The 26,020-nt window shown below is 59.7% G+C and carries 22 protein-coding genes and 1 other RNA gene; 11 read left to right on the forward strand and 12 right to left on the reverse strand.

Annotated elements, in window-relative coordinates; genetic code table 11:
- The first annotated feature begins 163 nt into the window (after positions 1–163).
- The 4 genes from zipA to ffs all read left to right on the forward strand — a co-directional run bounded on the left by zipA (position 164) and on the right by ffs (position 5,303).
- Positions 164–1,018, forward strand: coding sequence for a cell division protein ZipA (zipA, locus tag ACYZUA_RS11820; RefSeq protein ID WP_461963231.1), 855 nt, complete (start codon positions 164–166; stop codon positions 1,016–1,018).
- Between the two features lie 137 nt (positions 1,019–1,155).
- Positions 1,156–3,513 carry an NAD-dependent DNA ligase LigA gene (ligA, locus tag ACYZUA_RS11825; protein WP_461963232.1) on the forward strand — a complete coding sequence of 786 codons (2,358 nt, stop codon included), beginning with the start codon at positions 1,156–1,158 and terminating at the stop codon, positions 3,511–3,513.
- Between the two features lie 229 nt (positions 3,514–3,742).
- Entirely contained in the window at positions 3,743–4,909 is a 1,167-nt protein-coding gene (locus tag ACYZUA_RS11830; RefSeq protein ID WP_461963233.1) for a zinc-binding metallopeptidase family protein, read from the forward strand.
- A 297-nt stretch (positions 4,910–5,206) separates the two neighbouring features.
- An RNA gene (gene ffs, locus ACYZUA_RS11835) (signal recognition particle sRNA small type) lies at positions 5,207–5,303 on the forward strand.
- A 180-nt stretch (positions 5,304–5,483) separates the two neighbouring features.
- Here ffs and ACYZUA_RS11840 read toward each other — a convergent pair.
- Complete coding sequence (locus ACYZUA_RS11840) at positions 5,484–5,798, reverse strand: helix-turn-helix domain-containing protein (protein WP_008146799.1); 315 nt, start codon at positions 5,796–5,798, stop codon at positions 5,484–5,486.
- A 283-nt stretch (positions 5,799–6,081) separates the two neighbouring features.
- Here ACYZUA_RS11840 and ACYZUA_RS11845 point away from each other — a divergent pair, with 283 nt between their 5' ends.
- Complete coding sequence (locus ACYZUA_RS11845) at positions 6,082–7,782, forward strand: putative bifunctional diguanylate cyclase/phosphodiesterase (RefSeq protein WP_461963234.1); 1,701 nt, start codon at positions 6,082–6,084, stop codon at positions 7,780–7,782.
- A gap of 143 nt (positions 7,783–7,925) precedes the next feature.
- Here ACYZUA_RS11845 and ACYZUA_RS11850 read toward each other — a convergent pair whose 3' ends face one another.
- Positions 7,926–8,675, reverse strand: a complete 750-nt coding sequence (locus ACYZUA_RS11850) for a substrate-binding periplasmic protein (protein WP_461963235.1) — start codon at positions 8,673–8,675, stop codon at positions 7,926–7,928.
- Between the two features lie 144 nt (positions 8,676–8,819).
- On the opposite strand from ACYZUA_RS11850, the gene dnaX reads away from it, so the two are divergent.
- From dnaX to ACYZUA_RS11875, 5 genes are all read left to right on the forward strand, one after another.
- Entirely contained in the window at positions 8,820–10,904 is a 2,085-nt protein-coding gene (gene dnaX, locus ACYZUA_RS11855) for a DNA polymerase III subunit gamma/tau (RefSeq protein WP_461963237.1), read from the forward strand.
- Positions 10,905–10,971: 67 nt separating this feature from the next.
- Complete coding sequence (locus tag ACYZUA_RS11860; RefSeq protein ID WP_008028561.1) at positions 10,972–11,310, forward strand: YbaB/EbfC family nucleoid-associated protein; 339 nt, start codon at positions 10,972–10,974, stop codon at positions 11,308–11,310.
- 261 nt (positions 11,311–11,571) lie between these two features.
- On the forward strand, positions 11,572–12,606 hold the full coding sequence (locus tag ACYZUA_RS11865) for an NADP-dependent oxidoreductase (RefSeq protein ID WP_461963238.1): 1,035 nt from the start codon (positions 11,572–11,574) through the stop codon (positions 12,604–12,606).
- 65 nt (positions 12,607–12,671) lie between these two features.
- The gene (recR, locus tag ACYZUA_RS11870) at positions 12,672–13,274 is read left to right on the forward strand and encodes a recombination mediator RecR (RefSeq protein ID WP_046047871.1); all 603 of its coding nucleotides are present in this window, start codon (positions 12,672–12,674) and stop codon (positions 13,272–13,274) included.
- Positions 13,275–13,447: 173 nt separating this feature from the next.
- On the forward strand, positions 13,448–14,596 hold the full coding sequence (locus tag ACYZUA_RS11875; RefSeq protein ID WP_461963239.1) for an acyl-CoA dehydrogenase family protein: 1,149 nt from the start codon (positions 13,448–13,450) through the stop codon (positions 14,594–14,596).
- A gap of 137 nt (positions 14,597–14,733) precedes the next feature.
- Here ACYZUA_RS11875 and ACYZUA_RS11880 read toward each other — a convergent pair whose 3' ends face one another.
- The 8 genes from ACYZUA_RS11880 to ccoG form a co-directional block, all read right to left on the reverse strand.
- A complete protein-coding gene (locus ACYZUA_RS11880) occupies positions 14,734–15,282 on the reverse strand; it encodes an adenine phosphoribosyltransferase (protein WP_461963241.1) in 549 nt (182 codons plus the stop codon).
- Positions 15,283–15,360: 78 nt separating this feature from the next.
- A complete protein-coding gene (fnr, locus tag ACYZUA_RS11885; RefSeq protein ID WP_046047868.1) occupies positions 15,361–16,095 on the reverse strand; it encodes a fumarate/nitrate reduction transcriptional regulator Fnr in 735 nt (244 codons plus the stop codon).
- A gap of 129 nt (positions 16,096–16,224) precedes the next feature.
- Positions 16,225–17,607 carry an oxygen-independent coproporphyrinogen III oxidase gene (gene hemN, locus ACYZUA_RS11890; protein WP_461963953.1) on the reverse strand — a complete coding sequence of 461 codons (1,383 nt, stop codon included), beginning with the start codon at positions 17,605–17,607 and terminating at the stop codon, positions 16,225–16,227.
- A 191-nt stretch (positions 17,608–17,798) separates the two neighbouring features.
- On the reverse strand, positions 17,799–18,482 hold the full coding sequence (locus tag ACYZUA_RS11895) for a sulfite exporter TauE/SafE family protein (RefSeq protein ID WP_461963243.1): 684 nt from the start codon (positions 18,480–18,482) through the stop codon (positions 17,799–17,801).
- A complete protein-coding gene (ccoS, locus tag ACYZUA_RS11900) occupies positions 18,475–18,693 on the reverse strand; it encodes a cbb3-type cytochrome oxidase assembly protein CcoS (protein WP_007905420.1) in 219 nt (72 codons plus the stop codon). Before ccoS ends, ACYZUA_RS11895 begins: the two co-directional genes overlap by 8 nt.
- Before the next feature lie 22 nt (positions 18,694–18,715).
- Positions 18,716–21,166 (reverse strand): heavy metal translocating P-type ATPase, encoded by a 2,451-nt coding sequence (locus ACYZUA_RS11905; protein ID WP_461963244.1) that lies wholly within the window; start codon positions 21,164–21,166, stop codon positions 18,716–18,718.
- Between the two features lie 138 nt (positions 21,167–21,304).
- Positions 21,305–21,844: a FixH family protein gene (locus ACYZUA_RS11910; protein ID WP_095128768.1), complete on the reverse strand. Its 540-nt coding sequence runs from the start codon at positions 21,842–21,844 to the stop codon at positions 21,305–21,307.
- A gap of 11 nt (positions 21,845–21,855) precedes the next feature.
- Complete coding sequence (gene ccoG / locus ACYZUA_RS11915; RefSeq protein WP_461963245.1) at positions 21,856–23,268, reverse strand: cytochrome c oxidase accessory protein CcoG; 1,413 nt, start codon at positions 23,266–23,268, stop codon at positions 21,856–21,858.
- A 488-nt stretch (positions 23,269–23,756) separates the two neighbouring features.
- On the opposite strand from ccoG, the gene ACYZUA_RS11920 reads away from it, so the two are divergent.
- Positions 23,757–24,773: a metallophosphoesterase family protein gene (locus ACYZUA_RS11920; RefSeq protein WP_461963246.1), complete on the forward strand. Its 1,017-nt coding sequence runs from the start codon at positions 23,757–23,759 to the stop codon at positions 24,771–24,773.
- An 80-nt stretch (positions 24,774–24,853) separates the two neighbouring features.
- Here the strand turns inward: ACYZUA_RS11920 and ccoP are convergent, their stop codons facing one another.
- Positions 24,854–25,834 carry a cytochrome-c oxidase, cbb3-type subunit III gene (gene ccoP, locus ACYZUA_RS11925; protein WP_461963247.1) on the reverse strand — a complete coding sequence of 327 codons (981 nt, stop codon included), beginning with the start codon at positions 25,832–25,834 and terminating at the stop codon, positions 24,854–24,856.
- Positions 25,831–26,016 carry a CcoQ/FixQ family Cbb3-type cytochrome c oxidase assembly chaperone gene (locus tag ACYZUA_RS11930; RefSeq protein WP_003175465.1) on the reverse strand — a complete coding sequence of 62 codons (186 nt, stop codon included), beginning with the start codon at positions 26,014–26,016 and terminating at the stop codon, positions 25,831–25,833. Before ACYZUA_RS11930 ends, ccoP begins: the two co-directional genes overlap by 4 nt.
- Positions 26,017–26,020: the final 4 nt, after the last annotated feature.

Consider the following 26,020-nt stretch of genomic DNA (forward strand, 5'->3'; position numbering starts at 1 on the left):
CAGACGGTGTAAAGTTGCCTTTGGTCGTGCTAGTTTAATGTCAATTTTTCGTATACGTGGGCAAAACGCCTGTCAGAACATAGAGTTGGCGCCACGTTTTAAAGCGGTTTGCGAGTTGTAAACCCCTTATTTTTCAGCATTTTTTATAGAGGCACGGGATTACATGGAAATCGGTCTGCGCGAGTGGCTGATCGTCATCGGCATTATTGTCATTGCCGGTATTCTTTTTGATGGCTGGCGTCGCATGCGCGGCGGCAAGGGGAAACTGAAATTCCGTCTCGACCGAAGTTTGTCCAGCTTGCCGGAAGAGGACGCCAGCGCCGAGCTGTTGGGCCCGCCCCGTGTGCTGGATACGCATAAAGAGCCGCATCTGGACGAGCACGATCTGCCGTCGGTGAGCATGCCTGCTCGTGAGCCGCGTGAGTCGGGTTCCAAGCGCGGCAAGCGTGGCCATGGTGAGCCTTCCCAGGGCGATATGAACCTCAGCCTGGATCTGGACGGCGGCCCGAGCTTCAGCAGCCGTGACGACGACTTCCCGGATGACACCAAGGCTTCGAGTTCGGCCAGCGACAAGGAACAACCGCAAGCCGAAGAAGTGCTGGTGATCAGCGTGATCTGCCGCGACGCTGCCGGCTTCAAAGGCCCGGCGCTGTTGCAGAACATTCTGGAAAGCGGTCTGCGTTTCGGCGAGATGGACATCTTCCACCGCCACGAAAGCATGGCTGGCAACGGCGAAGTCCTGTTCTCGATGGCCAATGCGGTCAAGCCGGGCGTCTTCGATCTGGACGACATCGACCACTTCAGCACGCCGGCAGTGAGCTTCTTCCTCGGTCTGCCAGGCCCGCGTCATCCGAAGCAGGCCTTCGACGTGATGGTGGCCGCGGCGCGCAAACTGTCTCAGGAGCTGAACGGCGAACTGAAAGACGACCAGCGCAGCGTGCTGACTGCCCAGACGATCGAGCATTACCGTCAGCGCATCGTTGAGTTCGAACGTCGCGCCTTGACCCAGAAGCGTTGATCTGTAGGAGCACGGCTTGCCGGCGATAGCGTTCTCAGGATCGCCATCGCGAGCAAGCTCAGCTCCTACAATGAGCTTTAGCCGCATCAACAGATTGAGCAGCCTCGGCTGCTCTTTTGCTTTATGAGAGAACACCCATGACCGCCGCCAAAAACCGCATTCCAGAGCTGCGTGCTGAGCTGGATCAGCACAACTATCGCTACCACGTGCTGGACGAGCCGAGCATTCCGGACGCCGAATACGATCGGTTGTTCCACGAGCTCAAGGCCCTCGAAGCGGCCCATCCCGAACTGATCACCAGCGACTCGCCAACCCAGCGTGTCGGCAGCGCGGCGCTGTCGGCGTTCACTCAGGTGCGTCACGAAGTGCCGATGCTCAGCCTCGGCAACGCCTTCGAAGAAACCGACATGCGCGAGTTTGATCGCCGGGTAACTGAAGGTCTCGACCTGCCGGTTGGCGACTTGTTTGGCGGCGGCGCGGCGGTGGAATACAGCTGTGAACCCAAGCTTGATGGCCTGGCGGTCAGCTTGCTGTATCAGGACGGCGTGCTAGTGCGCGGCGCGACTCGCGGCGATGGCACCACCGGTGAAGACATCAGCGTCAACGTGCGTACCGTGCGCAACATTCCGCTCAAGCTGCATGGCACTGGCTGGCCAGCGACCCTGGAAGTACGCGGCGAAGTGTTCATGTCCAAGGCCGGATTCGAGCGGCTCAATGCCACGCAACTGGAAGTCGGCGGCAAGACCTTCGCTAACCCGCGCAACGCGGCGGCTGGCAGCTTGCGTCAGCTCGATTCGAAGATCACCGCCAACCGTCCGTTGGAATTTTGCTGCTACGGCATCGGCCAGATTTCGGCCGACATTGCTGATACGCACATTGGCAATCTCAAGCAGCTCAAGGCTTGGGGCATGCCGATCAGTCATGAAATGAAACTGGCTCATGGCATCGTTGAATGCCTGGATTATTACCGCGACATCGGTGAGCGCCGAAATTCGCTGCCCTACGAAATCGACGGCGTCGTATTCAAGGTCAACAGCATTGCCTCTCAGCGTGAGCTGGGCTTCCGTGCTCGTGAACCGCGCTGGGCGATCGCGCACAAATTCCCGGCGATGGAAGAACTCACCGAATTGCTCGACGTGGAATTCCAGGTCGGTCGTACCGGTGCGGTGACGCCCGTGGCGCGCTTGAAACCGGTCAAGGTGGCGGGTGTGACCGTGGCCAACGCGACGCTGCACAACATGGACGAAGTGGCGCGTCTGGGGCTGATGATCGGCGACACGGTGATCATCCGTCGCGCCGGGGACGTGATTCCGCAAGTGGTGCAAGTGGTCATCGAGCGCCGTCCGGACAACGCACGGCCCGTACAGATTCCCGAGAAATGCCCGGTGTGCGGCTCGCATGTCGAGCGCACGCAACTGGTCAAGCGCAGCAAAGGTCGCGAGACCGTCAGCGAAGGCGCAGTGTACCGCTGCGTCGGTCGTCTGGCCTGCGGTGCGCAACTCAAGCAGGCAATCATTCACTTCGTCTCCCGTCGCGCCATGGACATCGAAGGCCTGGGCGAGAAGAGCGTCGAGCAGTTGGTGGACGAAGGTCTGGTGAATTCGCCAGCCGATCTTTACGCCCTGACGTTCGAGCAGATCGTCGACCTCGAAGGCTTTGCCGAACTGTCGAGCAAGAACTTGCTCAGCGCCATCGCAGACAGTAAGCAGCCGAGCCTGGCACGCTTCATCTACGCCCTCGGTATTCCCGATGTCGGCGAAGAGACGGCGAAGGTCCTGGCGCGTTCTCTCGGCTCGCTGGAGCGGGTTCAGCAGGCATTGCCGCAAGTGCTCACGTACTTGCCGGACGTTGGCCTGGAAGTGGCTCACGAGATTCACAGCTTCTTCGAAGATGCGCATAACCAGCAGGTGATCAAGGACCTGCTCAAGCACGGTATGCAGATTCAGGATCAGGGCGAGCTGGGTGCCGAGTTTTCCGCCAGCACTACGTTGGGTGGTTTCCTCGACAAGCTGCATATTCCTTCGGTCGGGCCGGGTGGGGCGCAGAAACTGGCGGACAAGTTTGGTTCGCTTGAAGGGGTTTTCAGCGCCGACTGGCTGGATATGCGTCAGGCGCTGCCGGAGAAGCAGGCTACTTCGGTTCGGGAGTTCTTTGCGATTGCGCAACATCGTCACATTGCTGAAGCCGCCGAGAAACAGCTGCGCGATTTCGGCATGCATTGGCAGAGCGAAAAGAAAGTCGTTGAAGGTTTGCCGCTGGCTGGGCAGACCTGGGTGCTGACCGGTTCGCTGGAGTTGATGAGCCGCGACATCGCCAAGGACAAACTTGAAAGCCTCGGTGCCAAGGTGGCGGGCTCGGTGTCGGCGAAGACTCACTGTGTGGTCGCTGGGCCGGGTGCGGGTTCCAAGTTGACGAAGGCCAATGAGCTGGGATTGAAGGTTCTGGATGAAGAGGCGTTTGTTGAATTCCTGAAGAAACACGGCATCCCGGTCTGACGCTGGACCTGTGGCGAGGGGATTTATCCCCGTTCGGCGACGCAGTCGTCGCAAAACCGGCGCACGCAATCTGTCTGTGATAATGCAGTTGCCGGATCTGGGGCTGCTTCGCAACCCAACGGGGATAAATCCCCTCGCCACAAAAGCAATTCACGCAGGTGTGTTTAGAGTGGGAACGATCTTCGCGCGGGAATGATCTAGTCTTGGCAAGCCTCAGGGAGAGATCGCCATGTACCGCTTCTTCGAACAGCTCAGTTCACGCATCGCTGCCCCCTTCATCGGCGAAAGCCCGCGTAACAGCAAGGTCTGGCAATGCCGCTGCGGGCAGTCGTTGTTTTTTCGCAACAGCCAGTGCCTGGCGTGTTCGGCGGCGTTGGGTTATCAACCGGAGCAGAGTCGCCTATCGTCGCTGCAGCCCGGCGTGCAGGCTGACACTTGGTTGCTCGACGCCGATCCCGAAGCAGGCGTCTGGCGCCGCTGCGCCAACCTCGATTCCCCTGCCGCGTGCAATTGGTTATTGCCCGCCAATGACCACGATGCGTTATGCATCGCCTGTAGCCTGAACCACACCATCCCCGACCTGTCGATTGCCGAAAACCACGAACGCTGGCGCAAGGTCGAAACGGCCAAGCGGCGTCTGGTCGCACAGTTGGTCAGCTTGGGTTTACAGGTGATTCCCAAAACCGTGGACGAAGAGACGGGCCTGGCTTTCGATTTCATCGGTGTCGACCTCGAAGGCAAACCGCCGACCACGGGTCACGCCAACGGTCTGATCACCCTCGATATCAAAGAAGCCGATGACGCTCATCGCGAGCAGATTCGGGTGCAGATGCACGAACCTTATCGCACGTTGCTCGGGCATTTTCGTCATGAAGTCGGGCATTACTACTGGGATCGGCTGATTGCCAACAGTCATTGGCTGGAGCCGTTCCGCGGCCTGTTCGGCGACGAGCGCGCCAGCTATGCCGACGCCCTCGAACGGCATTACCAGCAAGGTGCGCCGCTCGACTGGCAGCAACATTGCGTCAGCGCCTACGCGACCATGCATCCGTGGGAGGATTGGGCCGAAACCTGGGCTCACTACCTGCACATGATGGACGCGGTGGATACGGCGTTGGGGTTCGGGATGAGTGCCAGGGAGATGGACTTCGACTATCAGCCGTTTCCCCCAAGCACCCTCTACGATCCAAAGCATCCCGGCGGCGCGGCGTTCCTGTCGTTCGTCAATGCGTGGATCGAACTGGCCGGCATGCTGAATGAACTGTCACGCAGCATGGGGCAACCGGATTTCTATCCGTTCGTCCTGCCGCCGGCAGTGATCGCCAAGCTGCACTTCATCCACCTGGTGATCCAGCAAGAGGGCGGCCGGGCGGATGAGGTATTGCAAGACCTCTAGCCGCCTGCGTCCGCTTGTAGCAGCTGTCGAGCTTGCGAGGCTGCGTTCGGCTGCGCAGCAGTCGTAAAATCAGGCCACGCAGTTTTGCAGGTAAACGGCGAGTACCAGATCGACGACTGCTTCGCAGCCGAACGCAGCCTCGCAGGCTCGACAGCTGCTACGGACAGTAGTGTTTCGTGTTCTGTGCATGTCCTTGACCTGATTCATATTTTTAATCTGGATCGAACGGTTGTAACTTCGTCTCAGATAGGTACAATGGCGCGGCTCGCCGTCAGGTGAGTGTCGTTATGGTGACCCCATCGGTCCCCCCGCAACGATTACCCGTGAACCTGGTCAGATCCGGAAGGAAGCAGCCACAGCGGGAACATTGTGTGCCGGGGTGTGGCTGGTGGGGTTGCCTCCATAACGAACCGCGAGTCCTCTTTCGCGTTATCTGTCTAAAAATACGTGCTTGTTGCTCTGCCATGGACTTTGTCCAGGGCGGTGTTTTTTCGTTTCCGGTTTTCAAGCGAACACATAAAAGGAGGCCGAGCTGTCGAATGCGACGGCTCGGCCTCCTTTTTTATTTCTGGCGCTAAGGCTTGGACAAGGCCTGGTCAACCGCTGCAATCAGCTTTCCCAGATCCTTCGGGGTGGCTTTATGTATGACACCGAACAGATACGCCCGCTGTTCATCTTCATCGCCTAAATCTGCGAAAAAGGCTTTCAGCTTCACACCCAACACATCGGCAAACAGAAACAACGCTTCCACGCTGGGGGTGTAGGTGCCGGTTTCGAAGCGGCTGATGGTTTTAGGGTCAAAACCGGTTTTTTCACCGAGTTCAGCCTGAGTAAGCCCAGCGACCTTGCGGTAGCGCCGAATGGCCGCACCCAAACTTGAAATTTGCATCGCTTAATTCCCATTTAGAATCAAGAACTTAACGATAGATTTTTGCATTAGACAACTGCATGATCCATCACCTTGCTTTGCAAAATGTGATGCGTTTCGTAGAATTGCCGCTCAAAATAGGTATTTTGGGCCTTTAAGGTTAGTTGATCTCTGCTGTCGGGAGGCCATCAACCACTGTTCATGGAGCGATATCGTGTTGCTGCGCATTACCTATGAAAACACCTCTTCCGGGCATCCTGCACGGGTCGAGCGGTACCACCGCTAGCCACAACGAGCCTGACTCATGGATGAGAAATACCGCTGGGCCGTGGATGCAGCCGCGATTTTTTCCGAGACCGATCTGAGCGGCCGGATTACCCACGTCAACGATCAGTTCTGTGCCGTGTCCGGCTACAGCCGCGAAGAACTGCTCGGGCAGAATCATCGTCTCCTCAACTCGGGTCTGCATTCCGCTGATTTCTTCGCAGCCATGTGGCGCACCATCGCCTTGGGCAAGGTCTGGAAAGGCGAGATTTGTAATCGCGCCAAGGACGGCAGCCTGTATTGGGTCGACAGCACCATGGTGCCGGTGCTCGATAATGTCACCGGGCGGGTTGATCGTTATCTTTCGATTCGTTTCGACATCAGCGAAAAACACCAATTGCTGCACTCACTGCAATGGCGGGTGGGGCATGACGTGCTGACCGGGCTGCCGAATCGCGCGTTCCTCTCGGATTTGCTGGATCAGGCGCTGGAGTTCTCCCGTCACGAAAACATCCCGCTGGCGGTATGCATGCTCGACCTCGACGGCTTCAAGGCGGTCAACGATGGCTACGGGCATGCCAGTGGCGATCTGCTGTTGGTCGAGGTGGCCAAGCGTTTGCGCACCATTGTGCGCGGCGAAGATGTGGTGGCGCGGCTGGCCGGTGACGAGTTTGTGCTGGTGTTGCGTTACGTGCGGGATCTGCCGGAACTGCGTGCGGCGTTGAACCGGGTGCTCGGCGCTATTTCGGCGCCGTACTCGTTGCATGGCAAGGGCATTAATGTGTTTGCCAGTATCGGCGTCACCCTGTTCCCCGACGACAATCAAGATGCCGAAACCTTGTTGCGTCATGCCGATCAGGCCATGTATGTGGCGAAACAACGCGGTCGCAATCGCTTTCATTTGTTCGACGTGTCCCGGGATCAGGAGGTCAAGGCCACTCACCAGACGGTCGCGCGAGTGCGCCAGGCGCTGGCTGCCGGTGAGTTGCGTGTGCATTTCCAGCCCAAGGTGAACATGCGTCGTGGCGAGGTTGTCGGCTTCGAGGCGTTGTTACGTTGGGAGCATCCGCAACACGGCATGGTGCCGGGCCGGGAGTTTTTGCCGCTGGTGGAAGAAACGGACCTGATCATCGACATTGGTGAATGGGTGATGGATCAGGTTCTGTCGCAGTTGCACCATTGGCAGCAAGCGGGGCAGGGCTGGCCGGTCAGCATTAATATTGCGGCACGACATTTCCAGCGCACGGATTTTGTCGACCGGCTCAAACACGTGCTTGCCCGGCATGTCCAGGTGGCTCCGCAGATGCTCGATCTGGAAATTGTCGAGTCGGTGGCGATCGAGAACATTCAGCATGTCAGCGCCTGTTTGCAGGCCTGTCAGGCACTGGGGGTGCAGTTTTCGCTGGGAGACTTCGGCACCGGCTATTCGTCCCTGAGCTACCTCAAGCGTTTGCAAACCCAAACCATCAAGATCGACAAGTCGTTCGTGCGCGACATCCTTAATGACCGTGATGATATGGCACTGACCATGGCGGTCATTGGCCTGGCTCGGGCCTTTGGTCGGCAGGTGATCGCCGAAGGGCTGGAAAGTATCGAGCACGGTGAATTGCTGCTGCGTCTGGGCTGCGAAGTTGCTCAAGGCCATTTCATTGCCCGGCCGATGCCGCCCGCAGAGGTGGCGGGCTGGGTCGAGGGTTTTGTAGCTCCGGCGCAATGGCAGGTGCTGGATCAAGCAGGCTGAAGTTTTGTGATCAACACCGAACCCATGTGGGAGCGAGCCTGCTCGCGATAGCGGTCTGACATTCAACATTGATGGGGACTGACATGCCGCTATCGCGAGCAGGCTCGCTCCCACAATAATCTCGTGTCGATCAGAACATTCGCTTAGGGTGTGCTGGGCTCCGAACCAATGTAGAGCCGGATAATGTCGTCGATTTCCCCAGACATTTTCATTCGCACCAAGGTGCGCAAAATACGCTGCACGGGCACCTTGGGGTCGTTGCGCACATAACAACCGACACTCTGCTCCTGCAAAACCGCAACGCCTTGCAGTTGCCGGTCAGGCAGCAGACGCTGATTGAACCAGTCCAGCGTCCATTGATTGCTCACGGCGTAGTGATAGCGTCCGGCCAGGAGTTTTTCCAGCACCTGTTCCTGGTTGCGTGCGTCTTCGCGATGCAGTCGGTCGGCGTCGAACAGGGGTTGCAGGGTTGGGTAGCTGTAGCCGAGTACCGTACCGATGGATTGTCGCGACAAGTCCGCAGGCGTCACTGAAATCAGCGGATCTGCCCGGCTGATCAGCAGGTCGCGCTGAAACCAGAGTGGAATGCTCCAGATGTAGTCCCCGGACTGATTCGGCTGCCAGGACTGCGCCGCATAGCAGCGGATATCGACTTCGCCGTGCTCCATGGCGTTTTGCACTCGCGTGCGAGGCAGCACGTGAAATTCAGCCGGCACGCCGACCTGGGTCGCGAGGCTGACCATCACGTCGTGCAGGATGCCTTGGGTGGGGCGGCCGCGGTCCAGTTGCACCATTGGCATCGCCCAGCTGTCGGGCACCACGAAGCGCAACGGCGCCTCGGCGCCAGCGACATTCAGGCTGATCAACAGCAGTGCCCCCAAGGCCAGCCGCATAAACGCTCCGGTGCTGATAAAACCCGAGCCGATAAAAGCCCCCCAAAGACCATCTTAGCCAGATTAGACGAGCGCACCGGATGCAATTTTGGCCTTGCTCCGATAGCATTAGCCGCTTCTGTTCCTTCGTTGCGACGGTTTTCGATGAGTTATCAGGTTCTTGCACGTAAATGGCGTCCGCGCTCGTTCCGCGAAATGGTCGGCCAGACCCATGTGCTCAAGGCTCTGATCAATGCCTTGGACAGCCAGCGGCTGCACCACGCCTATCTGTTTACCGGTACCCGCGGGGTCGGCAAGACCACCATCGCGCGGATCATCGCCAAATGCCTGAACTGTGAAACAGGTATCACTTCAACACCTTGCGGCGAGTGCTCGGTGTGCCGCGAGATCGATGAAGGCCGCTTCGTCGACCTGATCGAAATCGACGCCGCGAGCCGGACCAAGGTCGAAGACACCCGCGAACTGCTCGACAACGTGCAGTACGCACCGAGCCGCGGGCGCTTCAAGGTCTACCTGATCGACGAAGTGCACATGCTCTCCAGCCATTCCTTCAATGCGCTGTTGAAAACCCTTGAAGAGCCGCCGCCCTACGTCAAGTTCATCCTGGCGACCACCGATCCGCAGAAACTTCCTGCAACGATTCTTTCGCGGTGCCTGCAGTTCTCTCTGAAGAACATGACGCCGGAGCGTGTGGTCGAGCATTTGACCCACGTGCTGGGCGTCGAGAACGTGCCGTTCGAAGACGACGCTCTGTGGCTGCTGGGCCGGGCTGCCGACGGTTCGATGCGCGACGCCATGAGCCTGACCGACCAGGCCATCGCCTTCGGTGAAGGCAAAGTCATGGCCGCCGACGTACGGGCGATGCTCGGCACGCTCGATCACGGTCAGGTCTACGACGTTCTGCATGCGCTGATCGAGGGCGACGCCAAGGCCTTGCTCGAAGCCGTCCGTCACCTGGCCGAACAAGGCCCGGACTGGAACGGCGTGCTCTCGGAAATTCTCAACGTGCTGCACCGTGTCGCCATCGCCCAGGCCCTGCCTGAAGGCGTCGACAACGGTCACGGCGACCGTGACCGGGTGCTGGCACTGGCCCAGGCTCTGCCAGCCGAAGACGTGCAGTTTTATTACCAGATGGGCCTGATCGGTCGCCGCGACTTGCCGCTGGCGCCTGACCCGCGCGGTGGTTTCGAAATGGTCCTGCTGCGCATGCTTGCGTTCCGCCCGGCAGACACCGAGGACGCTCCGAGGCAACCGCTAAAGCCAGTGGGGATCAGCCAGGCCACAGTTGATTCCGCAAATTCAGTGGCTGCCGCGTCCGTTGTTGCGCCGGTAGTCGCTGCGGCAGTTGCACCCGTCACGCCTGCACCGGTTGTCGCGGTGGTTGCTCCAGTGCAAGCGCCCGAGCCTGAGCCGGTTGCACCCGTCGATGCGCCAGAGCCTGTCGTTGTAGCAGCAGCGGTCGAAGCCGTCGTCGATTTGCCCTGGAACGACCCGATAGAACCCGACGTCGTTCAACAACCCGCCGTCGAGCCGGTGCTGGAAACCGCCAGCGAACAGCCCGAATTGGCGCCGATGCCATTGCCAACCCCCGACAGCGTGGTGCCGGACGCGCCGGAATGGGCCGCTGCGCCGATTCCGGAGCCGTCGGTAGCCGAAGTCGATGCAGCCACGCCGGGCATGGACCTGGACGACGAGCCGCCGCTTGATGAGGATTACATCGAGCCAGACATCGAATCGGCCTACAGCTACCTCGACGAACTGGCCAGCGAACACACCGCCGAGCCAGCGCCGGAAGCCGAACCTGAACCGGCCGCCATGCCGGCCACCGGTCTGGCGGCGCAATGGCTGGAGCTGTTCCCGAAACTGCCGATCTCCGGCATGACCGGCAGCATTGCCGCCAACTGCACGCTGATCGCCGTCGAAGGTGACAATTGGCTGATGCACCTGGACCCGGCCCACAGCGCGTTGTTCAACGCGACTCAACAGCGTCGCTTGAACGATGCGTTGAACCAGTTTCACGGGCGTACGCTGACCTTGCGCATGGAGTTGATCAAGCCCGAGCAGGAAACCCCGGCCCAGGCCGCGTCCCGCCGCCGTGCGAACCGTCAGCGCGAGGCCGAAGAGTCGATCCACGGTGATCCGTTCATCCAGCAAATGATGCAGCAGTTCGGTGCGGTGGTCCGTAACGATACTATTGAACCTGTCGAGACCCTGGTCACTCAGGGCTAATAACTGAAGGTGTTCGGCCAAAAGGGCCGGGCGCTGTATTTATCCAAGTACTTTTGAGGTGATTCCCATGATGAAAGGTGGCATGGCCGGCCTGATGAAGCAGGCACAGCAGATGCAAGAAAAAATGGCCAAGATGCAGGAAGAACTGGCCAACGCCGAAGTCACCGGTAAAGCCGGAGGCGATATGGTCACCGTGGTGATGACCGGTCGTCACGACGTCAAGCGCGTGACCATCGATCCAAGCCTGGTCGAAGGCTTGAGCGAAGACGACAAAGAGATGCTGGAGGCCGTGTTCGCCGCCGCCGTCAACGATGCCGTGCGCAAGATCGAAGCCAACAGCCAGGACAAAATGTCCGGCATGACCGCTGGCATGCAACTGCCACCGGGTATGAAACTGCCATTCTGATTCGCCAACGCGCGTCGGATGGGCTACAAAAAAAAGCCAGGCATCGCGCCTGGCATTTTTGTTTCTGGCTTTGGGATATGTGGCGGATGTGAGGCCGCCTTCGCGAGCAGGCTCGCTCCCACTTGGGAACGCGGTCACCTGTGGGAGCGAGCCTGCTCGCGAAGAAGTCGACTCGGTCTCAGGCAGAAACATCGAACGCGACACCTGCATAAAGGTCTGCTCCCTATACCGCCGAATTCATCGATCAAAGGAGAAGCTCACATGCCACAAGCATTGACCCTCAACCAACGTATCGTCCTGGCGTCCCGCCCGGTCGGCGCTCCGACGCCGGAAAATTTCCGCCTGGAGCGCGTTGCCCTGCCGGACCTGGCCGACGGTCAGGTGCTGCTCAAGACCCTTTACCTGTCACTCGATCCCTACATGCGCGGACGCATGAGCGACGCGCCGTCCTACGCCGCACCGGTTGAAATCGGCGAGGTGATGACCGGGGGCGCTGTCAGCCGGGTCGAGCGCTCGCTGAATCCTAAATTCCATGAAGGTGATCTGGTGGTCGGTTCCACCGGTTGGCAGAGCCACAGCCTCAGCGACGGTCGCGACATCATTCCGGTGCCATCCGGGCTGCCGAGCCCGTCAATGGCGTTGGGCGTGTTGGGCATGCCCGGCATGACTGCGTATATGGGCCTGATGGACATCGGCCAGCCCAAGGCCGGCGAAACCCTGGTGGTTGCAGCTGCATCCGGCGCCGTGGGTTCGGTGGTCGGCCAGGTGGCGAAGATCAAGGGCTTGCGCGTGGTCGGCGTGGCCGGTGGCGCGGACAAGTGCCGGTATGTGGTCGAGGAGTTGGGTTTTGATGCCTGCATCGACCACAAGAGCCCGAACTTCGCCGATGAATTGGCCAAGGCGTGCTCCGAAGGCATCGACATCTATTACGAAAACGTCGGCGGCAAGGTGTTCGATGCGGTGCTGCCGTTGCTCAATCCCAAGGCGCGAATTCCACTCTGCGGTCTGATCGCGTCCTACAACGCCCACGAAGCACCGACCGGTCCGGATCGTCTGCCGCAATTGCAGCGCACGCTGCTGACCAAACGCGTGCGAATCCAGGGCTTCATCGTGTTGGACGACTACGGTGATCGTCAGCCGGAATTCGTCAGCGCCATGGCGCCGTGGGTGCGCGACGGCAAGGTGAAGTTCCGCGAAGACGTGGTCGATGGCCTGGAGCAGGCACCCGAAGCGTTCATCGGTCTGCTGGAAGGACGCAACTTCGGCAAACTGGTTGTGCGGGTCGCCCAGGACTGAGTAATTGACGCTAAACAGAGGCGCGGGTATAAACCGCGTCTCGTTGTTTTGTCGGACTTTTCCCCATGAGCTTCAGCCCTTTGATTCGCCAACTGATCGACGCCCTGCGAATTTTGCCAGGTGTGGGTCAGAAAACTGCCCAACGCATGGCGTTGCAGCTGCTCGAGCGTGATCGCAGCGGCGGCTCTCGCCTGGCGTTGGCGTTGAGCCAGGCCATGGAAGGAGTGGGCCATTGCCGGTTGTGCCGCACGCTGACTGAAGACGACCTCTGCCCGCAGTGCGCCGATACCCGTCGCGACGACACCTTGCTCTGCGTGGTGGAAGGGCCGATGGACGTCTACGCGGTGGAACAGACCGGTTTCCGTGGTCGCTACTTCGTGCTCAAGGGCCATCTGTCGCCACTCGACGGACTCGGGCCTGAGGCCATCGGTATTCCGCAGCTGCTGGCGCGGATCGAAGAGGCGGGTACGTTCACTGAAGTCATTCTCGCGACCAACCCGACTGTGGAAGGTGAAGCCACAGCGCATTACATTGCCCAGTTGCTCAGCAACAAAGGCCTGATCGCCTCGCGCATCGCCCACGGCGTGCCATTGGGCGGCGAGCTGGAATTGGTGGATGGCGGGACGTTGGCGCATTCGTTTGCCGGACGTAAGCCGATCGTTTTGTAGTGTCTGGACTGACGCCATCGCGAGCAAGCTCGGCTCCTACAGGTAGCGCGTTGCTTTTGTAGGAGCAAGGCTTGCCCGCGATGCAGACGCCTCGGTTATCTGATTCACACAATCTTCTTGAGTGCCAAGCAAGCGCTCGGTTAACTTCGCTGAACCTTCAGTGGAGCTCGCCGATGCCTGCCTTTCAGGAATACTTCGACCCCAGTCACCAATTGGTCCGCGACAGCGTCAGACGTTTCGTCGAGCGCGAGATCTTGCCGGACATTGACCAGTGGGAAGAAGCCGAAAACTTTCCCCGCGAGCTCTACCTCAAGGCTGGCGCGGCGGGGATTCTGGGGATCGGTTATCCAGAAGCCCTGGGCGGCAGTCACGAAGGTGATGTGTTCGCCAAGGTCGCCGCCAGCGAAGAGCTGATGCGCTGTGGCTCCGGCGGCTTGGTGGCGGGGCTTGGCTCGCTGGACATCGGCTTGCCGCCGATCCTCAAATGGGCCAGGCCTGAAATTCGCGATCGCGTTGTGCCTCAGGTGCTCGCCGGCGAGAAGATCAGTGCCCTGGCCGTGACCGAGCCCAGCGGTGGCTCTGACGTCGCCAACCTGCAAACCCGCGCCGTGCGTGACGGCGAGTTCTACCGGGTCAGCGGCAGTAAAACCTTTATCACCAGCGGCATCCGCGCGGATTTCTACACCGTCGCGGTGCGCACCGGTGCGCCGGGATTCGCTGGAATCAGCCTGCTGTTGATCGAGAAGGGTACGCCCGGTTTTACCGTCGGCCGTCAGTTGAAGAAAATGGGTTGGTGGGCGTCGGACACTGCCGAACTGTTCTTCGACGATTGCCGGGTGCCGGTAAGCAATCTGATTGGCGCCGAAAACATGGGCTTCGCCTGCATCATGGGCAACTTCCAGAGCGAACGCCTGGCGCTGGCGCTGATGGCCAACATGACCGCACAACTGGCGCTGGAAGAGAGCCTGAAATGGGCTCGCCAACGCGAAGCCTTCGGTAAACCCATCGGCAAGTTTCAGGTGCTCAAGCATCGCCTTGCCGAAATGGCCACGGCGCTGGAGGTGTCACGGGAGTTTACCTACCGCCAGGCGGCGAAAATGGCGGCGGGGCAGAGTGTGATCAAGGAGATTTCCATGGCCAAGAATTTTGCGACTGACACGGCTGATCGGATTACGACCGATGCGGTGCAGATTTTGGGTGGCCTCGGTTATATGCGCGAGAGCCTGGTGGAGCGGCTGTATCGGGATAACCGGATTTTGTCGATCGGCGGCGGTACGCGGGAAGTGATGAACGAGATCATCAGCAAGCAGATGGGGCTTTAATCTGCGGTGTAGCGGCTGACGCTATCGCGAGCAGGCTCGCTCCCACAGTTAATCTCTGTCCTGCACAAAACTTGTGTACACAGAAAATCCCCTGTGGGAGCGAGCCTGCTCGCGATGGCGTCAGTCCAGGCGCCGGATTACTTATCAGACAACGCAAACTGCGTCAGGCAAAACGTCGGAATCCCCATATCTTCCAGACGCTGCGACCCGCCCAACTCCGGCAAATCAATGATCGCCGCCGCTTCATGAACCCGCGCGCCCATGCGTCGAACCAGATTCGCCGCCGCAATCAGCGTCCCGCCCGTGGCGATCAGGTCATCGAACATCACCACCGAATCGCCCTCGCACAGGCTGTCGGCGTGGACTTCGAGGAAGGCTTCGCCGTATTCGGTCGCATAACCTTCGGCCAGCACGTCGGCCGGCAGTTTGCCTTGCTTGCGGAACAATACCAGCGGCTTGTTCAACTGATAGGCCAGGACCGAACCGATCAGAAAGCCGCGGGCGTCCATCGCACCGATGTGGGTGAAGTCAGCCTCGACATAACGATGGGCAAAACTGTCCATCACCAGGCGCAGGGCCATGGGCGACTGGAACAATGGGGTAATGTCGCGAAAGATCACGCCCGGCTTGGGAAAGTCGATCACAGGGCGGATGAGGGATTTGATGTCGAAGGAGTCGAAGACCATCGTCGGGTGTCCTGGCAGGCTGCAAACGACGCAGTATAACGGCGGCTGAACCGTTTCGCTCAGCCGCCATCGCCGAAATCAGCCGTCTAGCGAACCGCCGGCCAGGGCGCAGAGCTGGATCGGGTCGAGGATATGGATTTCCTTGCCTTCAGCGGCAATCAGTTCGTTTTGCTGGAAGCGCGTGAACACCCGGGACACGGTTTCCACCGCCAGGCCCAGGTAATTGCCGATTTCGTTGCGAGACATGCTCAGGCGGAACTGGTTGGCCGAAAAACCCCGCGCGCGAAAACGGGCTGACAGGTTGACCAGGAACGTGGCGATGCGCTCGTCGGCGGTTTTCTTCGACAGTAGCAACATCATTTGCTGATCGTCACGAATCTCGCGACTCATCACGCGCATCAACTGACGGCGCAGTTGCGGCAGTTGCAGTGCCAGTTCGTCGAGGCGTTCGAAAGGGATTTCACACACCGATGTGGTTTCCATGGCTTGCGCCGAGACCGGGTGTTTTTCGGTGTCCATGCCCGACAGGCCGACCAGTTCGCTCGGCAGGTGGAAACCGGTGAGTTGTTCTTCGCCGCCATCGCTCAGGCTGAACGTCTTCAGAGCGCCAGAACGTACTGCATAAACGGAATCGAAGGTATCGCCCTGGCGAAACAGGAATTCGCCCTTTTTCAGCGGGCGGCCACGTTTGACAATTTCGTCCAGCGCATCCATGTCTTCCAGATTCAAAGAAAGTGGCAAGCAGAGGGGGGCCAGGCTGCAATCCTTGCAATGGGCCTGACTATGAGCGCGCAGCTTTACTGGCTCGGACATTTCTTCAATCCTTGTGGGAAAACACACATAAGCCGTAAGGGTAACCCACGGGAGGACATTCAGGCACGCGGCGATTTTGTCGCAGGGTCGTAACGTCAGCGTTTCGCAGACCGGCCGGTGAGGTGATGGCTAGATCACCCGCGAAAACCGCTGGCGATTTTGCTGTTCCAGGTATGCGTCGAACACCATGCACACCGAACGGACCAGCAATCGTCCGGCGGGCAGTACGGAAATCCGTTCGTTATCAAGTTCGATCAGGCCGTCGTCGGCCATTCCCTGCAACTGTGGCCAGAGTTCGCCGAAGTAACCCTGAAAGTCGATGTTGAAGGCGTGCTCGATCTCGGCGAATTCCAGGCTGAAGTTACAGATCAGTTGTTGGATGACCGCACGTCGCAGGCGGTCATCGGCGTTGCACAGCAGACCACGGCTGGTGGCCAGCTGCGCGCTGGCCAGGGTGTTCTGGTACTGATTCAGGTCGCTGCTGTTCTGGCAATACAAGTCGCCGATCTGGCTGATGGCCGACACGCCCAGGCCAATCAGGTCGCAATGACCGTGGGTGGTGTAGCCCTGGAAGTTGCGTTGCAGGGTCGATTCTTCCTGAGCGATCGCCAGTTCATCGTCGGGCAGCGCGAAGTGATCCATGCCGATATAGCGGTAACCGGCCTGGGTCAGTTGTTCGATGGTGCGCTGGAGTATTTCCAGTTTTTGCGCCGGTGTCGGCAGTTCGTCGCTGTTGATTCGCCGTTGCGGCATGAAGCGTTCCGGCAGGTGCGCGTAGTTGAACACCGAGAGGCGGTCCGGTTGCAGGTTGATCACTTCATCAACCGTGCGGGCGAAATTCTCGGGTGTCTGCTTCGGCAAGCCGTAGATCAGGTCAATGTTGATCGAGCGAAATTGCAGCGTGCGGGCAGCGTCGATCACCGCACGGGTTTCTTCCAGGCTTTGCAGGCGATTGACTGCCCGTTGCACCGCCGGGTCGAGGTCTTGCAGGCCGATACTGACCCGGTTGAAGCCCAGTTCACGGAGCAATCCCATGGTCGACCAGTCGGCTTCGCGAGGGTCGATTTCGATGCCGTAGTCGCCGGAATCGTCGTCCAGCAAGTTGAAGCTTTTGCGCAACTGGGCCATCAACTGGCGCAGTTCATCGTGGCTGAGAAAGGTCGGGGTGCCGCCGCCGAAATGCAGTTGCTCGACTTTCTGCGCGGGGTCGAGGTGGCAGGCGATCAGCTGGATTTCTTGCTCAAGGCGTTGCAAATAGGACTGGGCCCGGCCGCGGTCCTTGGTGATGACTTTGTTGCAGGCGCAGTAATAGCAAATGTTGGCGCAGAACGGTACGTGCACATACAGCGATAACGGGCGCAGGGCTTTACGGCTGTCGCGCAGGGCGTGGAACAGGTCAAACGTGCCGACCTGACCGTCGAATTGCACCGCGGTCGGGTAGGAGGTATAGCGCGGTCCCGCCAGGTCGTAACGGCGGATCAGATCGGTATCCCAACGAATGGCGTCGAGCATCATGCGGGCATTCCCCCGGATAGGCTGGCAGTGTCAGCGAGTCTAGGGGACGGCGCGGTGGGGCATCTTGATTTGCATCAACGGTCAGGATTTGTGTTGTTGGTGCCGGCCACATCGCGAGCAGGCTCGCTCCCACAGGGGAATGCATTCAAAGTGGGAGCGAGCCTGCTCGCGATAGATGCGCCGCCGATCTAATGGCCCATGAGCCAGTGCTGATGCGGCCCCGGCAAGGTCCAGATGCCGAACAGGATGACCAGTAATCCGCCCGTCATCCGCACGCTACGTTTGCGCAACAACGCGGTGACTCGCTCTGCCGCCAACCCGGTGGCGAGCAACACCGGCCAGGTGCCGAGCCCGAACGCGAGCATTAAAAGCGCACTGTCCAGCGCATTGCCCTGACTCGCCGACCACAGCAACGTGCTGTAAACCAACCCGCACGGCAGCCAGCCCCAGAGCGCGCCCAGCAGTAACGCGCGGGGTACATTCGACACCGGCAGCAGTGTGTTGGCAACGGGCTGGATGTGCCGCCACAGGCCGCGACCGAGGCTTTCGATTCGGGTCAGGCCGCTCCACCAACCGGCGAGGTACAGGCCCATGGCGACCAACAGCAGTCCGGCAATGACGCGCATGAACATCGCCGCCGGGCTGTTGGCCACTGCCCAACCGGCCAGGCCGATCAGCAGGCCGGCCGTTGCATAGCTGAGAATTCGCCCCAGGTTGTAGGCCAGCAACAGTCGAAAGCGACGGCTGCATTGCTCCTTGGGAATCGCCAGGGTCAACGCGCCCATCAAACCGCCGCACATGCCCAGGCAATGCCCGCCACCGAGCAGGCCGAGAATCACCGCAGACACCAGCAGCGGCGCCAACTCAAGCATGAGGGGGCGCCTTGTCGTCCGGTTTGGCTGGATGACCGCTGGCTTCGTCGACTGCGGCCTTGTGGTTTGGATCCTGATCGTCGAACAGGATGCTGTGGGCCGGGCCGTCGAGGTCGTCGTACTGACCGCTGTCGACTGCCCAGAAGAAGATGTAAATGGCGATGGCCACGATCAGCAGCGCGGCCGGGATCATCACGTAGAGAGCTGGCATGTGGACTCCATGCCCGCGCGGCTCAGGCCGGCAGCGGACGGGTTTCTGGCGTGGCGCTGATCACAGGCGTGTTTGGCATGCGAGTCAGGCGCAGGGCGTTCAGCACCACGGTCAACGAACTGATGGACATGCCGACCGCGGCCCATACCGGAGTGATCCAGCCGAGGGCGGCGAACGGCAACATGAGGCCATTGTACAACCCGGCCCACAGCAGGTTCTCGATGATTACCCGGCGGGTGCGTCGAGCCAGACTAAAGGCTTGGACCAATGCATCGAGGCGGTTCGACAGCAATACCGCGTCGGCACTGGTTTTCGCCAGGTCGGTAGCCGAACCCATGGCGACGCTGATGTCGGCGGCGGCCAACACTGGCACGTCGTTGACCCCATCACCGAGCATCAACACCTTGCGGCCTTCCTTGTGCAGCTGCTGCAGGACCCGCAATTTGTCGTCCGGGCGCAAACCGCCACGGGCTTCATCGATGCCCAGTTCCGCGGCGACACTGGCGACCATCGGCGAGCTGTCGCCGGACAGCAGCAGTGTGCGCCAGCCGCGAGCCTTGCAGGCCGCGAGCAGGGTGGGCGCGTCGGCACGCAGGCGGTCGTCGAGAACAAACCATGCCAACGGTCCTTGGCTGTCGCCGAGCAACAACCATTGACCGGCTTCATCCGGCATCGATGGCACGGCAGCGCCACTGAGTTCACAGACAAAACCCGGTTGGCCGATGCGCAGGCGTTGCTCGCCGACCAAACCTTCGAGGCCCAGCCCCGGCGTGCTGTGGACTTCTTCGGCGGCCAGCGGCGCCCGACCAAACGCGCGGGCGATCGGGTGTTCGGAACGGTTTTCCAGGGCGGCGGCCAGGCTCAGGCATTGATCGCTGTTGAGCGCGCCGAGCGGGCGGATCGAACGCAACGCCAGACGCCCTTCGGTGAGCGTGCCGGTCTTGTCGAAAATCACCGTGTCGATCTGATTGAGGCCTTCCAGCACATGGCCGCGAGTCAGCAGCAAACCGAGTTTGTGCAGGGTGCCGGTGGCGGCGGTGAGGGCGGTCGGCGTGGCCAGGGACAAGGCGCACGGGCAGGTCGCAACGAGCATTGCCAACACAATCCAGAAGGCTCGCGACGAATCCAGTTCCCACCAGATCAGGCCGATGACGGCAGCGGCAATCAGCGATAGCAGCAGGAACCATTGCGCGGCGCGGTCGGCAATTTCTGCCAGTCGCGGCTTCTCGGCCTGGGCGCGGTCCAGCAGGCGGACGATGGCGGACAGTCGGGTGTCTTGGCCCAGCGCCAGGACTTCCACGGTCAACGCACCTTCGACGTTCAGGGTGCCAGCGGTGACGGCATCGCCCGGCGTGCGCGGTTGCGGCAGGTATTCGCCGGTGAGCAGGGATTCGTCGATGCTCGACTGGCCGTCGAGGATCTTGCCGTCAGCCGGGAGGATCGCGCCGGGATGCACCAGCACCTGATCGCGAACGCGCAGTTCACTCAGCAGGATCCGCTCGCTCTGGCCGTCGGCACTTAGCCGCAAGCACGAGGCGGGTAACAGATTGACCAGTTGTGCGGTGGCGGCGGCGGTGCGTTCGCGCGCGCGACGTTCCAGATAACGCCCGGCCAGCAGGAACAGTGCGAACATGCCGACCGCGTCGAAATACAGTTCACCGACGCCGGTGATCGAGGTCCAGATCCCGGCGATGTAGGCGCTGCCAATCGCCAGCGACACCGAGACGTCCATGGTCAGGTGGCGAGTGCGCAAGTCGCGCATCGCGCCTTTGAAGAATGGCGCGCAGCTGTAGAACACGATCGGGGTGGTGAGGAACAGCGCGACCCAACGCAGGATGGTGTGCAGCTCGGGACTGAGGTCGATATTGAATTCCGGCCAGGTGGCCATGGTCGCCATCATCGCCTGGAACCACAGCAACCCGGCCACGCCGAGTTGGCGCAGGGCCAGGCGATTTTCGCTGGCCAGTTGTTCGCTGGCGCGGTCGGCCTGATAGGGGTGCGCGGCGTAACCGATGTGGCGCAATTCGCTGAGGACCTGGCTCAGCGGCAGTTGCGCATCGGCCCAGCGTACGTGCAGACGATGGTTGGACAGATTCAGGCGCGCTTCGGCCACTGCCGGCAAGCCTCGCAGGTGTTTCTCGATCAGCCAGCCGCAAGCGGCGCAACTGATGCCCTCCATCAACAGGGTGGTTTCGGCGAGTTCGCCTTCGTGGCGGACGAAGGGGGCTTGCACGTCGGCGCGGTCGTACAGCGCCAGTTCGTCCACCAACTGCACCGGCAGCGCTTCGGGGTTGGCCGATGACTCGCTGCGATGCTGGTAATAGGTTTCCAGTCCACCGGACACGATGGCTTCGGCCACGGCCTGACAACCCGGGCAGCAGAACTCGCGGGTTTCACCGAGGACGGCAGCGGTGAAGCGGCTGCCGGCCGGGACGGGCAGGGCGCAGTGGTAGCAGGGGAGTGGAGTGGTCATGAGGTGAAGTCTATATCGTCCGGAAGGGCCTCATCGCGAGCAGGTCGAATCGTCGCACCGTCGCTCCCACATTGGATTTGTGGCGTTCACAAAACCCTGTGGGAGCGAGCCTGCTCGCGATGCGCGAAGCGCAGGCTTTTACTTCTTCAGGTCTTCGGCGCCTTGCAGCGGTTCGTCACCCAGCAGCAGATCCTTGTCATGGCTGACCTGTTCTTCTTCGAACATGCGCCAGGTCTTGTCGTCCTGAACGCCCAGCAGTTCCACAAAGCGGCGACCGTCGACCTTGTCGTTCAACTGGCCAATGTAGCGGCCTTGTTCGGTTTCGCTGCGTGCCAGGGTGATCTTGCGATCCTTCTCCGGCTGGGTCGGCGAGATCAGGTTCAGCTCCAGGGTTTTCGGTTGGCTGTTGCCGCTCAGGCGCAGGTCGACTTCGCCGGTCACGCCGTCCAGATGAACGCTGGCGCGCAGCAGCAGGGTCTGCGCCAGCAGCTCACGGTCGAGGGAGCGGTTGATGCCTTTGCCGGCCTCGTAATAGTTGTCGTTGACCAGGTTGTCCGGGTTGTTCACCGCGATCGTTACCATGGACAAGGTCAGGGTCACGGAACACGCCAGGATGGCGATGATGATCCATGGCCAAAGGTGCTTGTACCAGGGACTTGCGGCAGTTGCTGTGGGCATGATCACTTCTCTCAACGAACTTGTGGGCCGATGAACCGGCTCTTGGCTTCAATGTGGACGCTGTCGTCATCGGCATCCTTGAGGATGAATTTCACCTCGTTGGTGCTCGATGGCAGTTTCTCCGGTGCGCTGGACAGTTCGACCGGCTGGCTGAAAATCTCCCCGGCGGCGACCTTGATTTCGCGCTTGCCTTGCAGCTTGAGGTCCGGCAGGCCAGTGGCCTCGAGCACGTAGGTGTGGTCGCGCTGATCCTTGTTCATGATCTTCAGGCTGTAGACGTTTTCGATCCGGCCTTCGGCGTTCTCGCGGTACAGCACGCGGTCCTTGCTGACGTCGAAACCGACCAGCGAGCGCATGAAGAACGCGGTCATCAGCAAAGCGATCATCGCCAGCAGCACCGTGGCATAGCCGATCAGGCGCGGACGCAGTTTATTGGTTTTTTGCCCGGACAGGTTGTGCTCGGTGGTGTAGCTGATCAGACCGCGCGGGTAATCCATCTTGTCCATGATGCTGTCGCAGGCATCGATGCAGGCCGCACAGCCGATGCATTCGACTTGCAGGCCGTCGCGGATGTCGATACCGGTCGGGCAAACCTGGACGCACATGGTGCAGTCGATGCAGTCGCCCAGGCCCATGGCCTTGTAGTCGACGCCTTTCTTGCGCGGGCCACGGCCTTCGCCGCGACGCGGGTCGTAGGAAACGATCAGGGTGTCTTTGTCGAACATCACGCTCTGGAAGCGCGCGTACGGGCACATGTAAATGCACACCTGCTCGCGCAACCAGCCGGCATTGCCGTAGGTGGCGAGGGTGAAGAAGCCTACCCAGAAATACGACCAGCCGTCGGCTTCGCCGGTGAAAAAGTCGATGGTCAGCTCGCGAATGGGCGAGAAGTAACCGACAAAGGTCATGCCGGTCACGAAGCCGATCAACAGCCACATCATGTGTTTGCTGAACTTGCGCAGGAATTTGTTGGCGCTCATGGGCGCTTTGTCGAGCTTGATGCGCTGGTTGCGGTCGCCTTCGGTGACCTTCTCGCACCACATGAAAATCCAGGTCCAGACACTCTGCGGGCAGGTATAGCCGCACCAGACGCGCCCGGCGTACACGGTAATGAAGAACAGGCCGAAGGCGCTGACGATCAGGATCCCCGAGAGCAGGATGAAGTCCTGAGGCCAGAAGGTTGCGCCAAAGATGAAGAATTTGCGTTCCGGCAGGTTCCACCAGACGGCCTGATGGCCACCCCAGCTCAGCCAGACCGTACCGAAATACAGCAGAAACAGCCCGGCACCACCCATCATCCGCAAGTTGCGGAACAGGCCGGTGAAGGCGCGGGTGTAGATTTTTTCTCGAGAGGCGTAGAGGTCGACGCTGTTGTTCGCGTTCTTGGCAGGGGTGACGTCGTGTACCGGAATCTGGTTGCTCATCATTGCATCCCACGGCAGTGGAAAAATGCCTCGGTCAGTACGTGCCGACCGCGGTCAAAAAGTGGTGTTGCAGTGGCGCAATGATACGCCTCTCGCTCTAGGTCAAGGGTGCGACCTTTGGTCGCGTTGGGGAAAATTCGTGGATGGTGTAGCAAATGTAACAAATCGTGATGCAGATCAATTGACTTGTGAAGTATGGACGGTTTTTCGCGCACTGCCTTCCACACACTATCCGTCTGTTCCGGCGAGCCTGATGCATGCTGGCGATTCAATGAGTGTGAGTTTGTTGCTTTAATTTTCATATTATTGTTGGGCCTATATAAAGGCGTTTGGGTGTGGTTTTGTTGGTGCGTTTATTTTTGGTTGGAAACATAGTTAATTAATTGTCGGGTGTTGGATGTTTGTGTGTGTTCGAAGTCTGTCGTATGTTCGTGCTCAGGCAAGTTGCCTGTCGCTCTATTATTAATGTTAGATGGAAATGGAATTCTATGAACTTATCAAATTCTGGCAGTTTGCTGGCGTGTCTGGCCTTTGCTGTCATGACCCCTTTTGCGCATTCGGCAGCAACAACTGTATCTCCGATGAATATGGTGTTTACCTCAGATCCGCAATATCCATGGACTGAGAAAACCGATGCCGGTGAAACCCAGACCGACTCGTACCGGGATTCGCGCTCTAAGTGGCTGATCGAAACCCAATATAATGATATTGCCAGTTTCAGGCAGAACTTCGGCGGCGCCGCGCAGGTGCCGGTGATGATCAACGGCGATATCACTGCCTATGGCCATGGCTGGCAGCGCTCGGTGGTCAAGCCGATTCTGGACAGTAAACTGCTCGGTATGTATGACTATGGTCTGGGTAATCACGACTATGAGAATAATGTCGATGATTGCCTTTTTAATAATTGTGCCGCAGGGAGTGTTGAGGACTTTCTGGCACGCTATGCCGGTAAAGATGGCCGGGCGGAAAATATTGATGTTCGAGTCTCGGAGGGGGGAATAGGAAGTAGTGTATTCGGTAGTCTGGCGTACTCCAAGAATTTTGGGGATGTTCATATGGTGCAGTTGAATAACGAGCCTACTTACTCGGTCAGCTTCACCGCTTATAACTGGCTTACGCCGAAGAGATATCACCTGACGGACGCACTTGACTGGCTGGAACAGGATTTGAAGGACGCCCGTGAAAAAGGCCAGATCATTATCCTGAATATGCACAAGCCCCGGTGGGATGGCAGCGACCAGCAATTGAGTCGCTTCAGTAAGATGATCAAAGATTACAAGGTGACGGCGGTGTTTGCCGGGCACTACCACTGGTTTAATGGCCAATACTACAGCGCCTCCAGCGAGTTTGGTGACGTGCCATTGTTCCTGAGTGGGGCGGCTTCGCAACAGACGTACCTGATTGCGAGCTTCTCCAAGGAAAGGGACAAGTTGATGATCTACCGCGTGACGGGAAATAACTGGCCGAGCCGCAAGCTTGAGTCGACCATTGCGGTTCAGCGTTAAGTCGCACAGATCCCTGAAACCAAAACGGCCCCGCCAATTCACATTGGCGGGGCCGTTTTTTGTTGCTTCAAGCGTTTGCCTTACTGGGCGTCCGCCACGGGCGCTTTCTCACCGTGAGAAAGGCTGTAGACGTAAGCGGCCAGCAGGTGAACCTTGTCGTTGCCTTGCAGCTGTTCTTGCGCAGGCATCTGGCCCTGACGGCCGTAACGGATGGTCTGCTGCAGTTGAGCGAAGCTCGAACCGTAGATGAAGCCGGCCGGGTGGGTCAGGTCAGGAGCGCCCATGGCTGGGGTGCCTTTGCCTGCCGGACCGTGGCACACCACGCAGTTGGCAGCGAAGAGCTTTTGACCGGCAGCCGGGTCGGCCTTCGCGTCTTCTGGCAGTTTGCGGCCATGCAGGTTGGTCACGACGAATGCAGCAACGTCACGAATGCCCTGGTCCTTCAGTTGATCCCACGCCGGCATCACAGCGTGACGACCGCCCATGATGGTGGTCTTGATGGTTTCTGCCTCGCCGCCCCAGCGCCAGTCGGCGTCGGTCAGGTTAGGGAAGCCATATGCGCCTTTAGCGTCAGAACCGTGGCAGACCGAGCAGTTGGAGGCGAACAGGCGGCCACCCATCTTCAGGGCTTGCGGGTCCTTGGCGACTTCTTCGATCGGCATGGAAGCAAACTTGGCGAAGATCGGGCCGAACTTGGCGTCCGACTTGGCCATTTCCTTTTCCCACTCGTGGACGCCGGTCCAGCCGCTCTGACCGTTGGCAAACGCGGTCTGCTTTTCGTTATCGAGGTAGTTGTAACCCGGTAGCAGGCCTTTCCAGTTACCCAGGCCCGGGTACAGCACCAGGTAGCCCAGGGCGAAGATGATGGTGCCCACGAACAGCATGAACCACCATTTTGGCAGTGGGTTGTCGTACTCCTCGATCCCGTCGAAGGAGTGGCCAACCGTTTCTTCGGTGGCTTCGCTGCGCTGACCCTTGCGGGTGGACAGCAGCAGCCAGGTCAGGGCGAAGATCGTGCCGAGACTGAGGACTGTGACGTACAGACTCCAGAACGTAGTCATTCTTTGTTACTCCTAGAAGCTTGCTCGACGTGCTTGATGGCTTCGGGATCATCCGCGAAAGGCAGCAAGGTCGCGTCTTCAAACTCCGACTTGCGCTTGGGGCTGAATACCCACAACGCCAGACCGATGAAGGCCACCATCACAACAACGGTGCCCAGGCCACGAATCATCCCGATATCCATCTAA

The sequence above is a fragment of the Pseudomonas sp. LS2P72 genome, from assembly GCF_054897865.1.

Bases quoted from the DNA above. Each gene is read 5' to 3' on its own strand.
- zipA (WP_461963231.1), top strand. From the start codon at position 164: ATGGAAATCGGTCTGCGCGAGTGGCTGATCGTCATCGGCATTATTGTC.
- ligA (WP_461963232.1), top strand. From the start codon at position 1,156: ATGACCGCCGCCAAAAACCGCATTCCAGAGCTGCGTGCTGAGCTGGAT.
- ACYZUA_RS11830 (WP_461963233.1), top strand. From the start codon at position 3,743: ATGTACCGCTTCTTCGAACAGCTCAGTTCACGCATCGCTGCCCCCTTC.
- ACYZUA_RS11840 (WP_008146799.1), bottom strand. From the start codon at position 5,798: ATGCAAATTTCAAGTTTGGGTGCGGCCATTCGGCGCTACCGCAAGGTC.
- ACYZUA_RS11845 (WP_461963234.1), top strand. From the start codon at position 6,082: ATGGATGAGAAATACCGCTGGGCCGTGGATGCAGCCGCGATTTTTTCC.
- ACYZUA_RS11850 (WP_461963235.1), bottom strand. From the start codon at position 8,675: ATGCGGCTGGCCTTGGGGGCACTGCTGTTGATCAGCCTGAATGTCGCT.
- dnaX (WP_461963237.1), top strand. From the start codon at position 8,820: ATGAGTTATCAGGTTCTTGCACGTAAATGGCGTCCGCGCTCGTTCCGC.
- ACYZUA_RS11860 (WP_008028561.1), top strand. From the start codon at position 10,972: ATGATGAAAGGTGGCATGGCCGGCCTGATGAAGCAGGCACAGCAGATG.
- ACYZUA_RS11865 (WP_461963238.1), top strand. From the start codon at position 11,572: ATGCCACAAGCATTGACCCTCAACCAACGTATCGTCCTGGCGTCCCGC.
- recR (WP_046047871.1), top strand. From the start codon at position 12,672: ATGAGCTTCAGCCCTTTGATTCGCCAACTGATCGACGCCCTGCGAATT.
- ACYZUA_RS11875 (WP_461963239.1), top strand. From the start codon at position 13,448: ATGCCTGCCTTTCAGGAATACTTCGACCCCAGTCACCAATTGGTCCGC.
- ACYZUA_RS11880 (WP_461963241.1), bottom strand. From the start codon at position 15,282: ATGGTCTTCGACTCCTTCGACATCAAATCCCTCATCCGCCCTGTGATC.
- fnr (WP_046047868.1), bottom strand. From the start codon at position 16,095: ATGTCCGAGCCAGTAAAGCTGCGCGCTCATAGTCAGGCCCATTGCAAG.
- hemN (WP_461963953.1), bottom strand. From the start codon at position 17,607: ATGCTCGACGCCATTCGTTGGGATACCGATCTGATCCGCCGTTACGAC.
- ACYZUA_RS11895 (WP_461963243.1), bottom strand. From the start codon at position 18,482: ATGCTTGAGTTGGCGCCGCTGCTGGTGTCTGCGGTGATTCTCGGCCTG.
- ccoS (WP_007905420.1), bottom strand. From the start codon at position 18,693: ATGCCAGCTCTCTACGTGATGATCCCGGCCGCGCTGCTGATCGTGGCC.
- ACYZUA_RS11905 (WP_461963244.1), bottom strand. From the start codon at position 21,166: ATGACCACTCCACTCCCCTGCTACCACTGCGCCCTGCCCGTCCCGGCC.
- ACYZUA_RS11910 (WP_095128768.1), bottom strand. From the start codon at position 21,844: ATGCCCACAGCAACTGCCGCAAGTCCCTGGTACAAGCACCTTTGGCCA.
- ccoG (WP_461963245.1), bottom strand. From the start codon at position 23,268: ATGAGCAACCAGATTCCGGTACACGACGTCACCCCTGCCAAGAACGCG.
- ACYZUA_RS11920 (WP_461963246.1), top strand. From the start codon at position 23,757: ATGAACTTATCAAATTCTGGCAGTTTGCTGGCGTGTCTGGCCTTTGCT.
- ccoP (WP_461963247.1), bottom strand. From the start codon at position 25,834: ATGACTACGTTCTGGAGTCTGTACGTCACAGTCCTCAGTCTCGGCACG.
- ACYZUA_RS11930 (WP_003175465.1), bottom strand. From the start codon at position 26,016: ATGGATATCGGGATGATTCGTGGCCTGGGCACCGTTGTTGTGATGGTG.